The 12867-nt window shown below is 54.7% G+C and carries 11 protein-coding genes; 7 read left to right on the top strand and 4 right to left on the bottom strand.

What is annotated here, in order from left to right; all coding sequences use genetic code 11:
- Positions 1 to 181 precede the first annotated feature (181 nt).
- Positions 182 to 1684, top strand: coding sequence for a hypothetical protein (locus ACFQEY_RS04835; RefSeq protein ID WP_379765291.1), 1503 nt, complete (start codon positions 182 to 184; stop codon positions 1682 to 1684).
- Positions 1685 to 1791: 107 nt separating this feature from the next.
- On the opposite strand, the gene ACFQEY_RS04830 is transcribed toward ACFQEY_RS04835, so the two are convergent.
- Both ACFQEY_RS04830 and ACFQEY_RS04825 read right to left on the bottom strand, forming a co-directional pair.
- Complete coding sequence (locus tag ACFQEY_RS04830; RefSeq protein WP_379765289.1) at positions 1792 to 2481, bottom strand: SOS response-associated peptidase; 690 nt, start codon at positions 2479 to 2481, stop codon at positions 1792 to 1794.
- A 238-nt stretch (positions 2482 to 2719) separates the two neighbouring features.
- Positions 2720 to 4744, bottom strand: coding sequence for a GmrSD restriction endonuclease domain-containing protein (locus tag ACFQEY_RS04825; RefSeq protein WP_379765286.1), 2025 nt, complete (start codon positions 4742 to 4744; stop codon positions 2720 to 2722).
- 211 nt (positions 4745 to 4955) lie between these two features.
- On the opposite strand from ACFQEY_RS04825, the gene ACFQEY_RS04820 reads away from it, so the two are divergent.
- Together ACFQEY_RS04820 and ACFQEY_RS04815 are read left to right on the top strand one after the other, a co-directional pair.
- Positions 4956 to 5924, top strand: coding sequence for a hypothetical protein (locus ACFQEY_RS04820; protein WP_012289555.1), 969 nt, complete (start codon positions 4956 to 4958; stop codon positions 5922 to 5924).
- Between the two features lie 2 nt (positions 5925 to 5926).
- Positions 5927 to 6145: a DUF8156 family protein gene (locus tag ACFQEY_RS04815; protein WP_379765283.1), complete on the top strand. Its 219-nt coding sequence runs from the start codon at positions 5927 to 5929 to the stop codon at positions 6143 to 6145.
- A 51-nt stretch (positions 6146 to 6196) separates the two neighbouring features.
- Here ACFQEY_RS04815 and ACFQEY_RS04810 read toward each other — a convergent pair whose 3' ends face one another.
- Together ACFQEY_RS04810 and ACFQEY_RS04805 are read right to left on the bottom strand one after the other, a co-directional pair.
- Positions 6197 to 6547, bottom strand: a complete 351-nt coding sequence (locus tag ACFQEY_RS04810) for a hypothetical protein (RefSeq protein WP_379765280.1) — start codon at positions 6545 to 6547, stop codon at positions 6197 to 6199.
- Positions 6548 to 6601: 54 nt separating this feature from the next.
- Positions 6602 to 6823 carry a DUF8129 domain-containing protein gene (locus ACFQEY_RS04805; protein ID WP_379765277.1) on the bottom strand — a complete coding sequence of 74 codons (222 nt, stop codon included), beginning with the start codon at positions 6821 to 6823 and terminating at the stop codon, positions 6602 to 6604.
- A 169-nt stretch (positions 6824 to 6992) separates the two neighbouring features.
- On the opposite strand from ACFQEY_RS04805, the gene ACFQEY_RS04800 reads away from it, so the two are divergent.
- The 4 genes from ACFQEY_RS04800 (at position 6993) to ACFQEY_RS04785 (ending at position 12840) form a co-directional block, all read left to right on the top strand.
- Positions 6993 to 8123 carry a hypothetical protein gene (locus tag ACFQEY_RS04800; RefSeq protein ID WP_379765274.1) on the top strand — a complete coding sequence of 377 codons (1131 nt, stop codon included), beginning with the start codon at positions 6993 to 6995 and terminating at the stop codon, positions 8121 to 8123.
- 33 nt (positions 8124 to 8156) lie between these two features.
- On the top strand, positions 8157 to 9023 hold the full coding sequence (locus ACFQEY_RS04795; RefSeq protein ID WP_379765271.1) for a hypothetical protein: 867 nt from the start codon (positions 8157 to 8159) through the stop codon (positions 9021 to 9023).
- Complete coding sequence (locus tag ACFQEY_RS04790) at positions 9023 to 9913, top strand: hypothetical protein (protein WP_379765268.1); 891 nt, start codon at positions 9023 to 9025, stop codon at positions 9911 to 9913. The genes ACFQEY_RS04795 and ACFQEY_RS04790 overlap by 1 nt, the downstream gene beginning before the upstream one ends.
- A gap of 92 nt (positions 9914 to 10005) precedes the next feature.
- Positions 10006 to 12840: a DEAD/DEAH box helicase gene (locus tag ACFQEY_RS04785; RefSeq protein ID WP_379765265.1), complete on the top strand. Its 2835-nt coding sequence runs from the start codon at positions 10006 to 10008 to the stop codon at positions 12838 to 12840.
- Positions 12841 to 12867 lie beyond the last annotated feature (27 nt).

The following is a 12867-nucleotide window of genomic DNA, read 5'->3' as shown; positions in this document are numbered from 1 at the left end:
CGCTCGAACCAAGTGATATTATGAAATGTCCATCAGCGGTTCGACTGAAATACGATAGGTTTGAAAATGTGATGCCTAGAGAGATCAGTAGTATAAGAACCCTTTAGATAGAATGGTTAGGAATGCTAATTCTGTTTTCTAGTGGGAACGGATAAGTGGTGTTTGTTTTAATCTATCCTCTATGCGCGGAATTGCTGAAAGTTGGATCGATGAATGTGTGGAGGATAGCGCTGAGGGGTCTATGCTCCAAGTGTGGGCAGAGGTTGATGGTGGCTGGAGAGTATATTTTGCTCTTGGGACGACACAATCTTTGGATGAAACGGTCCATGAAGTGCGTCAAGATTGTTTCGTGGCGGTCGATCCTGTCCCCCTAAGCGATCTATTAACACTGATTCCGGTAGATCCAACTGATAGAGTCGATCGGTTTGAGTCGACGCTGGAGCGAAGTACACCCGATGACGAGCAGGTTATTGATCAGCTTCAGGGCGATGTGAGGATGGAGCGTGTATACCCGAATGATGATCTACAATGGGGTTCGACGCGACCGGCTTTACAGTTTGAGCACTGGGTGAGGGAAGATGAGATTCCAGAACTCTCAGACGACCAGCAGGCGAAGGCCCATGAGATAGTTGAAGAGGAGATTGGCGTTGATTTGACTCGGTATCACGACTACTGGGGAAGCTTGGTTATCCAGTTTGAGGACTTCCGAGTCGACGCTGAGTTCGACAATCAGTGGAGAGTAGACCTGAACGCCGACCTCGTAAGTCGGGAAGACGTTGCTGTGGTATTGGAACGAAGGGAGTACGGAGAGCTTCTATGGCAGGACTCTATTGAATTTGAGGAGGATTCTGGTGGCGGTGAAGGAGCGCGAAAAGTCGTGATTTCGTATGGTGGCGACGAAAGCACTGGTTTTTGCGAGGTTGAGCAGGCAAATGGATCAAGTGAAGAACTCATCAAAGTCCTAATCAATGGAGAAACTGTAAATCAGCAGGATTTCCCCGTGGCTCGTAGAGTAGTCACCGATATCACCATCGGTGGCACTGGCCAAAGTGATTCTAGCTCCGATGAAGATCCGCCCGAACTGTATCCAGAATCAGACCTCAGTGGGCATCCCACTATAGTAGCTGGGGAGCAGATTTGGGATAAAAGGAAAATTGATTTCGGAGGCGGGACTACGTCAAGGGGGTGGATAACTGAGGCAGAGAGTGCCGTTGCGGATAGGGCACTTGACAGTATTCAAAGAGATGTTTCTTCAACCGTAAAGGTGGTTGACCCGTATCTGGATGTCGACGGTCTGACGGACTTCGTAGACAGTCTAGATTCTGATATCGATGTCTGGTTCATAACTTCGGTATTACGAAATGCATCGCAGCTGGAAAGCGAATTGACCAGGTACAAGAATCAGGGACAAACCGTGGAGATTCTAAGGATCATGGACCAGAATGGCGGTCCGAAGCTAACTCCGCTTCACGACCGGTTCATTATCACCGAAAAAAGCCGGAGTTGGATACTGGGGACGTCTTTCAACTCGTTAGATACGAACGTCTCGATCATCTCCGAGCTCCCTATGCGTGTTACTCAGACTTTAGATAGACAGTTCAACCGTTGGTGGACAGAACCAGTTGAGCAGAAAGACGAGAGGCAGAATTGCAATAAATCTAGAAGTGGAATCAGCCAGCTCTGATTAGAGGTAATGACGAGACTATAGCCAGCATTGGTTGACGAAGCTGGTACAGTTTTCCTTCGAAATGAACCTGCTAAGTAGACATTCTATCCGAAAATCAGTATCGGTCATCTCGAGCTAAATTCGTCGAGTCCCGATTGTTCGTGATCTAGGGGTTCGATTACTGTGGCGTCGTCATTCCCTGAACTGTTGACCCGCGTCGAAACTTCGTACGCAGTCAAGTCCTCCTCCGGATAGGGCTGGCACAATTCCTCGCGTTCGTCCGGGCTAGCAGTGAGCCATGTCTCCTCGTCGCCGTCGGGGAGGACAACCGGCATCCGGTCGTGAATTGGTTGCATCAGATCGTTCGGTTCGGTCGTCAGGATAGTCACGCACGGGATGGCTGATTCCTCTCCTTCCCAGACCTCCCAGAGGCCGGCCATCGCGAACGCCGGGGCGTCCTCGCGGTAGATTCGATACGGTTGTTTGGGCCCGCTGTCCCGCGTCTGCCACTCGTAGAACCCCGACGAGAGAACGAGACAGGGGCGCGAATCCCAGGCATCGCGGAAGGCTCGTTTCTCGGCTGCCGTTTCAGAGCGAGCGTTGATAATTCCCTCGCCGGGGTCGTCCGCCCACGACGGGAGGAGGCCCCAATGATACTGGTCGATCTCGTCGGCGGCCCGGTTGGTGATGACGTCCAGCTGCTCTCCAGGGGCGATATTGTATCTCGGGACGTATCCGCCATCCGTGACGACCTCCGCTTCAAGGTGCTTCTCGAGGTCCTCCTGGGTGGCGAACAGCGCGTTTCGCCCACACATATCTCCCTTCTCGAGGAGAGTGAGCATCAAAGTATGGTAGCTGTGCGGCGTAGAATGAGAGCAGGAAAGCCGTCAACAGTGTTAACCAACAGTTAGGAGTTACCCTACGGAGTGTTGGTTAATACAGGTGGCTGCCGTGTACCTAAATTCAGTTCCTGAACCGCTTCTAGACGGTACGTTCCGAGAGTCAGAATCTGAATATTGGAGAGCGTTTCTTCGGCCCCTAACCGAAGGTGGTTTAGTACTCTTCGCTAATGCAGCTGTTTATCCATTCGATAGCGACCTGGCCATCCATTTCGGTGAATCGATCGATTTCTCGATGATGAGCGATGGCGTTGCGGAATTCTGCGAAGTCCTCAAACCGGGTTTGAACCGCTGATTTCGATGGTAGATAATCCCCGAAAACGTCCCAGCGAGCGTTGATAATCTTTGCGTAGTCCATCACGTTACAGAAGTCAAGTTTGTCTCGATCAGAGTCGACAGTGAACTCGGGATTACTGTCTTGCTCCTCGCTAATACGCCGCTGAACGTTCGAGTTCACATCGTTCGGGACTTCACCCCAGAACGTGCCTCCATCGCTTGCTAGAGTGAGTTCTGTATCAATGAAGTCCCGAACCAAAACCTCCGTCTCTTTGACGGCGCTCTGAGGGTCATTTCGGAGATCAGACTCGAGAGCAGAATACTCCCCGATTAGTTCCATGAATTCGGAGTATACGAGTTCCGCCCGCTGTTCCTGGAACGTATCATAATCGTTGTCCCAGATACCCGAGTCCTCGTCATGGGGGATAAGGTGCGAATCCATGATTCGCTCAAACTCATTTACATCATTTGCGAGTCTTCCAAAGTACTCTTTTGCGGAGGTGTCCGAGAGACGGCGGTTAAGCTCGGCAGGAATGAAGGTAATGTCCATAATGCTCTTCCGCTGCTTTTTCGAGTAGTCTAACCCCCGAAGATAGGCGTTCGGAAAGATGTGATGCTTGTTGAGACGGAAGTCAGCGTACTCGTTTTCCGTTAGGTCGATTTCTGAGCCGTCCTCGAAGTGAAGAGGTCGGTTCCGTGCAAGGAGACAGAGGAATGCATTCCTGAGGCCTGAAGTGGACCGCTTGATATTGGTCGTTTTGAGGCGTTCTGTGCTAATCTGCGGCGTGAAGTTGATTTCAACATCTTCTCCTGCGATGATCCTGTCGATCAGTTTGCTATCTTCAGTCATTCTGGTCTGTGCAGAACTGCTGTACCGACCCGAGAGAGCGACCCGCCAGAACCAGCGGTCTATCTGTTCCTGGTGGTCTGGGTCGACATTCCTGCGATCTGTCTCATACATATAATATGCGAGCACAGGAATCATTCCTTCGTACGGAATGAACTCGGACCGTTTCACTCCGTGTTGTTTTCTGAGATAGCCAATCGCGGAGATCATAGCCTCCTTGGTATCCTCCCAGTTCTCTCTGACATCATCGGGATCGAGATTCTTCTGAGCGTCCGTGCTGCACGTTCCATCAATGTTGAGAGCCAGGGTCTGGGTCACGGTACCTCTGTCAATCTCCCCGAACCCGATCTGGTCTAAGTGCTCGAAAATATCCTCGTCGATGCGGCTACGAAGATTGAAATCCCTTGACCAGATGTTGGCGTTAACTATATCGAAGCGGCTGAGTCGCGTCCCTTTCTGATTGATCCGCTCGAAGATGTTTATGACGCTCTCAACTTCGTTCGTCTTGACGATGATAAGCGGGAGTTCGTATTTCGTCAGCGCATCGTTGCAATCAGTGAACGCCTCATATCGATCGCCCTCTAACTCGTCGCGAACCTCCCGTTTGTCGTCCCAGATGTCACAGACTCGTACAAGGTGGTCGGCTTTGCCTTCTGCAACTTTGAACGTCTCTTCGTCAAGGTCAAAGACGATGCGGCTGTAGTCCGTGTCCGCATATTTCATTCCGTTGAGCGTAACGTAGAGCGAGGTTAGCCGTTGTTGGCCGTCAAGCACGAAACTGATTTCGGGGAATTCGGACCGCTGGATTTCTTCAAGTGAGGGCTGCTGGAGTTCGTCGACATCTCGGAAGAAGTCCCACATATCGTGCGGGACTCGCCAGAAGAAGAAACTCCCAATGGGGTAACTCTTGTAGATACTGTCGAAGAGATCGACGACGTCGGTTCGGTCCCAGACGAATTCTCGCTGGAACTCTGGAATGCGGTATTTTCCTTTCCCGACCTGAGTAATTACGTCGTCAAGACGTCGGTCATCGACGTCCAAGCTCACATTCCGCATAGAGAATCACATTCGCAGTCGAGTTATAAATCTGTGTGGTTGACCCTTTTCCGCCTCGTCAGCCAGCGTATTCTTGAAACAACCCGGAAACGTGGGTTCAGAGAACTATAACCCGAATACTGCACGCCGTTTAGACTACCAGCTCTATCGTTCTATGAAACGTGGAAACGACACGCCACGCCTTATCGGACACTTCTCCGTCTAGTGAGGTATGTCCGAGGGATCTCCATCGAGGTCGCGATCAACGAAGAGCGAGCTGGCGGTGAACCAGCCGACGCGTGGCGCAGACCGCAATCAGCAGTCACTCACCGGGACGGCCGACCAGCCGCCTGACGAGTTCTTGTTTCCCTCACTCGATAACGGCATCACGCTCCTCGATATCGAGGGAGGGCGTGGCGTCCCCATTCTCCAGTCGCTTGTGCTCGACCACCTCCTGCTGAGCGACGGACCGGCCTTCTGGATCGACGCCCACGGCCACGCGACAACCACCTCACTCGCCCGCCTCACGCCCAGCCAGCGCTTACTCGACCGGATTCACGTCGCCCGCGGCTTCACCGCCTACCAGCACTACGGCGCGCTCTGTGACCTGCCCGACGCCGTCAACCAGCACGTCCAGCAAGCCACGGCCGCGGACGCTGTAGCAACGCACCGAGAACGGCAGAGCCACGAGCAGGAGACCTCGCCACACACGCCGTCGCTCATCGTTGTCCCGGCGCTCGATGCCCAGTACTGGGACGACGATACCCTGGGGGAAGAACACGCGCAGACGCTCCAGGCGCGAGCTCTCGCTCGTCTCAGTACCTATGCACGGGGCTACGATGTCCCCGTCCTCGTCACGCGCACGACTGCCAACGAGTTCACGGCGCCGATCGAAACGACCGCCGATCATCATCTGGAGTGTGAACAGACGCGGATGGGGCCACGTTTCGTTGGCGACGAGTTCGAGACGCTCGTCTATCCCGTCGACGGCGGCGCGTACTACCAGACCACATTCGCGTACTGGCGAAAGATGCTCACTGCCCGTGCCGACCAGGTGGGCCTCCAGCCGGCGTCACCCCCTACCCCAGGAGATTCCGGCGGAACTACCGATATCGGGACCGGCGTCATGGCCGACGGCACGAGTACGACACTCACCACGAACCCACTACTTGACGCGTGGGCCAACACAGGAGGTCGGTGACGGTGGGGCGGACGAATCCGACGTTCCGGGATGCGCTTCGCGCTATCGAAGAGCGGTGGGGAGAGTATCGCCGTGCGCTCCGGCGCCGCGACCAACCTCGGTTCGACCAGCTGTTCACGTACGCCCGCGAGCACGCCGACGCGAGCGGATTGTTGAACCACCAGAACCCCATGCTTCCGTCGCTTCTCGGTGTTGATCTCGATAACTCCGAGCTCGATTAGCTGCCGAAACATCCCGCCGAACGCTGACTCAGTGGAAGACATATCGCCAGATTAGAACTGTCTGAGTGTAATTATACGGGCTTTCCGCGTTTCTACATAAGAGCGATCATCGAAGAGGCACTGCATCGCTGCCTCGTCACCTGAGAGCGTCTGCTGATCCGCGTCCGTATCTGCGAAGAGCGTAGACTGATCACCCGCTACAGACTCAGCTACCTCGGGTCGATCGTCGACACCGAACTCACTGGCTTCGGGTCGATCGAGCCGTGAATCCCGGTCGCGATGACCGACGTTTGCACCAAAGTCATCAAGGGACGTCTCGACGCTCGTCTCCGTGACTTCGAGCTGGCCATCCTCTCCGAACGCGGTCTGTCGTTGAATCTGGATCTTGGGTCGGTCGCTCATCTATTTCGAGCCTCCACCCGTGACGGCGCCGACAAACAGCCCGGGAGAGTCCCGTCAGGCATCGTCTGCCCGAAGCTCGCTGGCCCGGTCTTTGAGCCGGCGAAGGATCTGGACGCGTTGCTGGTGGGTGTTCTCGTAGGCGACGCACGCTCGCAGCGTCTCCATGTCGTTGATCGTCACGATACCAGCGTTGATGAGTCGCGTATTCGGCGGGTCGACGCGCTGTTCCGGGGATAGCTCGCTCGAATCTGAGTCGTGCTCTCCTGTATCGCTCACTGCTGGTCGCCTCCACGCCTCCTGAGGCGACGAGAAACAGCACCGGCCCGCTACTCGTCGTTTAGGGCTGGGAAAGCAAGCAAAATTCACATACTCATACAAACCCCACGAACTCACCCATAATTATTAGTAGTCGTATGATAACGTGATGGGTACGAGGGAATCCAAGGTGAAGGTCGTAATCGAGGTGCCCGATTCGCTCGTGGAGCAGATTCGTGTCGCTATAGAGAGCGGCGAGTACGACGACGCTCGCGAGTTCGTAACAACAGCTGTCGAGAACCAGCTTGAGTCAGGCGAGACTAATCAACAGAATGCCCAAACACTCGAGGAAGCCATCGCTACAGTAGGAGCGGAGCAGAGCCATGAGATAACCGCCGAGAACGAAAGCGAGAACGGCTCTGACCAAAAGCCACAGGTAGACGTCCAGAAGGCCGAACGAGAATCCAACCCAACGGGTACCTCGATTGGGCGACGTCAGTACGACGAGGTTGAGACTGTTCCTCGACCCGATACGGCTCAACTCGACGAGGGGCCGCTTTGGGGACAGTACAACCGTCTATTCCCGGTGAAACTAGTCGTGCGTTGCCTGGCCAACGAACTCGAGCGTGTTGAAGATGAGCGTGCGGAATCGTCCCAGTGGATCAATCTACCCCAGTTCGAGAATCACGTTGCGGAAATCGCTCGGACTGTCGGCAAGAAGGTCGCATCTCACGATGAGCGACAAGGCCGTAAACGGGGAGAGAAACTCGCGGCGGGGCTCCCTACCGGAGAAGATGCCGAGAAATCGATGGACCGGTTCCAGACGCATTTCGTTGGACGGGTAGAACACGGGGGAAACCTGACGGGGGCACCTCCTCATCTGCTGCTCGTCAATATGCAGCAAGAGGATGGTGGAACGATCGGGCTTACTGAAGCCGGCCGTGAATTCGCCTCATTGGAGAATCCACTGCTCGACGGAGGGTTCGATGCAAGTAATTCACTCTCGCGTGCGGAACGGCGTTTCTACGTCTCGCACGTCCGGGACGTTCGGCCTGAGGAGCACGAAGCGATGGAGAAGGTTGCTCAAGCCATCGAAGAGGGCGATGATCGTCCTACTTCGTTGACGGAACGAGTGGCGTATCTGAACCCGAACTGGTCGAATTCCCAGGCCAAGACCATTCGATCTGGGCTTACCAGCCGGATGTACGAACTCGGGCTAGTCGATCGGCGTCGTGTTGGTCAACGAGGTACCGCCTACGAACTAACAGCCGAAGGTGACGCGTTCCTCAATGAGGGGACCGTGTTTGCGGCCAACAACTAGCAATTAAACACGAATGACAGGAAACGAGAGTCCATGGATACGACAATGACGAGTAGTTTTACTCCCGGAGACGAGTGGCCCTTCCACTACCGAGGGTATGGACTGAGTGCAAATCAAGACGGAGAGGTGTGGTGGCAGGTCTATAACGGTACTGATCGGCTGAAACTCGATCCCACTCCGACCGACTTCGTCGAGGATCTTCTCGGCGTCAAGCGCAATGGGGGTGCTGTGAGAGTCACGGAAGCTGGCACCGTCATTGCTCAACTAGAGACCGATACGGAGAGTCGTTCGAGCGACTACGAAACCGTCTACATCGGAGAGCTGGATCTCGACGGAGAACTCGTTCCTCCAGAGAACCCGGAGCGCTCCGTGCCGGTTAGTCCGAATGGCCTGGACCCCGGCGATCTGTGGACGAGCATCTACGATGGTGCCAAATACTCCTTTAATGGCGGGCGGTTTTGGTGGAAAAATGGTGAAACCAAGCTTCACCACTCGTTCGCTGAAACCCTCCCTAGCAGGATCGTCAATGAACTAAAACGACTCCGTCCAGATGGCGGTTCCTTCCAGATTACGCCAGCCGGGGATGTCCTCACGCAACTTCCGACAGCAAAGTCACCGCCGGACGTCCGAGAGCAGTTCCGAGACCTCCCTAGTGAGGTGAAGCGGATACTCAAGCTTCGACGTGACCGGGGGAACGTCGATATGCTACCGGTCTACGTGGGCCACCTCGAGCAAAACGACCGCCCGATAGAGGTCGAAGAGCCGACCCGACTTACGGACCCGCTTAGTGAGCAGGAAGAGGCGTCCCTCGAGGCTTGGGCCGCTCACATGGGGTCATACGAGGAGAGCGACCTCTCGGAAGAGGACCACCAACTCGATGATACTGGGGAGGGACGCTAATGAGCCCACGAGGTACACAAACGGCTCTCAAACGTGAATCAACTGAGGTCCCCATGGATGGTGGCCGACAGGTAACAGTCACGCCTGGAAACCCGTGGCCATCAGCGTATCGCGGCTCGGAATACAGTATCGTCTCCTCGCGAAAGCACGGCGATGTCGCGCAGTGGAGCCACATGGGCGATATCCAGGCGATGACGGGAGTGCCACGCGGACTCAAAGACGCTCTGCAGAACCTCGGGAAAGCCGATGGTCGGGGGAGCTTCCGGTTGACGGCCTCGGGCGAGGTTCTCACAAAAGTCCCCGCCGACAAGTATCGGAAGGTCAGTGAAGCACCTGTCAGCCGTGGCCACATCCCGGTCTACGTCGGAAAGCTCGACGGGACGTTCGACTTCCAGGCCTTCTCGAATGATCCAACGCCTCCTAGCGGTATCGGTGAGATAAGCGTCTGGACGGGTTTGCCGTTTAAACACGGCGAGACGTGGGCAGTGTGCTCCGACGACGTCCTCCGATGGAGCTGGCAGGACTACTACTTCGAGTCAGCGTTTGACCATCCGGAATTAGCTGAGACCTACAAGCGATTCCGACCAGCGGGCGGGCTGATCTATCTCAACGAGCATGGTCACGTGTGGGGGAACATCAACCGTGAAGACGTCCCGGCAAGCGAACGGGATCGGATTGGAAACGCCTACGGAGAGTGGCAACAGACTGCCTCAAATGCAGAGCAACGACTCGTCACTCGGCGTCTGAAACGGATGGAAAGCGAGTCTGCGCCCGACGGTCTGCTCCCCGTGTACTTCGGCCATCTCAGCCAGTATGATAGCGGTCTCGTGCCGAAGGCTGTCGTCAAAGACAAGACGTACTTTACTGACACTGCGATGGAGCTGGATTAACACCACTTCGAAATGATCAGTCATTACCAAATTCGCTAATGGGACGACGCTTTACCACCCCGATATTCGGCATTGAACGAGGCCCCGAATGGGTGCCAACACTCGTAAAGATAGCCAGACGACACGACGGAGAGCTCACACGCGACCAGTTTGAGGATCTCTGCCGCGAGGAGTGTCGGAAACCCGATGGAAGTCGTTACTCTTCAAGTTACATCGAACGGGCTCTCTCGACCTTCATCCAGCTTGGCGTCGTGCGCGAGAAGGGGGGAGCGATTACTGTGTGGGAGTTTGCCAAGGAATTTGACGACGACGAAATCGGATATTCAGAATTTCTCTGGCGTGGGATCAAACAGAGTTGGGTTCTTGCAGGGAACTTCCCGGAGGGAATCGAGGGGCTGCGACAAACACACTATGTCGTGACTCACGCTGAGGCTCCGCTTTCGAGTACAGAGATCCGCGAGCAATTGACCGAACAGTTCGATTACGAATACAACGACGCCGGTATTCGGGGCTACCCAGAGCTGCTCACTCAACTCGAAGCACTCCGACAAACTGAGGATGGATACGTTCCCGGTCCTCGTTCGAGTACGTTCGAGGGTCGATGGCGAGGGCGTGCCAATGTTTTCTTCAAGCTTGAACGGTGGCTCCACCATCGTGGACCGACTGTTGACGTTCCCCGAGATACGATCAAGAAAGCCTTGATGAAGTACTACATGTATCGAGAGTCCGGTGGGTGGGGACGTCATCGGCGGCTCTATAACCGATTCCTCGAGGATTACATCCGGGAGACCTCTCGGAAGAGCGATGTTGCTAACCCCCAGATACATCTCTCGGAGAAATATCAGAAGGACGAGGACCCCCGTGAAGACTTGAGAGACGATATTAAGGAGAAATTCCCTGGAATTGATGGGCAAGAACTTGGGGGTCTGTATCCGGACACACTCGAAGACATTCTGGCAGCTGATACTGAGCAAGAAGCACGCGAAATTCGTGCAACAGCGAGTCCGGGTATATCTAGACGCGACCTCCAAAGCCTTGTAGATGAAACTCGCGATCCCTATACGCCGCCAGCTGATTTTTCACTGTTTGACTGGCAGCAAGAGGCTATCGACCAATGGTTCAATGATGGCGATTCCACGGCTGAGAGTGGAATCGCCCAGGTAGTTACCGGAGCAGGGAAGACTGTTATGGCACTCGGTGCCATCAATGAATGGCTCAAGAAGCATCCTGATGGGGCAGTTACCGTCGTTGTTCCGACGAAGGTACTGATGCATCAGTGGCTTCGAGAGTTTATTGAGAAGCTGAACATCCCGCCCTCAGATATCGGGTGGGCAGGTGATGGTCACAAGGACTCTCATGGCGAATATCGAATCATCGTCAGCATCGTCAACTCCGCCGTCAAAGACGACTACCTCAGGACCTCACTCAGGGAAGCTAATACCGACGAACACCTCCTTGTCGCCGACGAGTGCCATCGCTACACCGGCGACGTACATTCTCAGGTGCTCAAGTATCCGAACTCGGCGACGATGGGACTGTCTGCAACCCCTCTCTCGACAATTAACCCTGAAGAGGACGAGCTCACAGAAGACGACGAACTACTACTTGACCATCTGGGAGCGCTGTTCTATCACCTGAACTACGAGGAGGGTGTCGAACGAGGGCTTGTCTCCGAGTTCACCATTAATTACGTCGGGTTCGAACTGACTCCAGCCGAACGCCACACCTACGAACAGTTCTCGAAGAAGGTTTCCTCAGCCGTTCAGGACATCGAAGCCCGGTATAGCCACCGTTTAGGGGAACTAAAAGGAAGTTATCCACAAAAACTCCAGACGATCCTGCAGACCTCTGACACGCCTACGCCTGCAATCTCGGACTTCTTCGAGTACACGCAGCGCCGCCGTGAGTTGATCGCCGAGGCCGTCTCTCGGCAGGCGATCACGCATCGCCTCCTCGAATCCGCCATTGAGCAGGACAAGAAGTCGATTGTCTTCCAGGAGCGAATCAAGCAGCTTGAACAGATGGTCGCTCCGTACGATCACCGGGATGAAGAAACTCAAACTGGGAAGTACGGTTCTAAGGAGAGTGGACGCGCAGACCTCTACCGACAGTACGAAAACGAACTTGATGAGGTAAACCGAGACCTTGAGGATCTCTTCTTCAAGGGAAGTTACGCGCCTGTGATGTACCATTCCGGGCATCAGAATGACGAATGGAACGACTGGGCCATTGAGTGGTTCCGAGACGACGGATTCGCGAACGTCATGTTGAGCGTGCAAGCACTGAAAGAGGGGGTTGACGTCCCCTCAGCAGATGTTGGAATCATCCGCGTCTCGTCAGGCAACGTTCGGGAGCGAATCCAGACACTCGGGCGTATTCTTCGGACGGGTAATGATCCCGATATGCCCTCGACGCTCCATGTTCTCTATGCTCGGGATACGGTGGATGAACGAATCTTTGAAGAAGTTGACTGGGAAGCTGAAATCGGCGGCACTCACGAGTACTACAAATGGGAAACCGGCGAGGAAGTGATTAAGGGTGAACTCGTTGGGCCAAGCCCTGAATTCGAACCTGACGTCTCGCCATATCAGCCCCCTGAAATCCCCGATGTCTCTGACCTTGAGCGAGGCGATCCATATGAGGGCCCCCGACGTGGCCAAACTATTAGTGTCAACGCCGAGGGACGGCCATTCCGAGATACGGAAGATGGACGCAAATTCATCACAACTCCAGAAATTGAATCGGTGGCCGACTATGTGTACCGACTTCGAGGCGGAGGTCGCATCGTCATCAACGATGCCGATCATATGATTACGGTCACCGAGGAGGGGCCTGTCTTCCTCGGAGTTCTGGAATCGAATTCATTCGAATATGAGGAACAGGAGGACGATGGAGTTCCAGAGAGCTTCGAGGATTTCGTGAGTTGAGGATCAATCCATTGATTGAGACAAAGG

The organism is Halorubrum trueperi, from assembly GCF_042662525.1.
Taxonomy (GTDB): domain Archaea; phylum Halobacteriota; class Halobacteria; order Halobacteriales; family Haloferacaceae; genus Halorubrum; species Halorubrum trueperi.
Note: the sequence above shows the minus strand (reverse complement) of the source record. Positions and strands in the feature narration are given on the sequence as shown.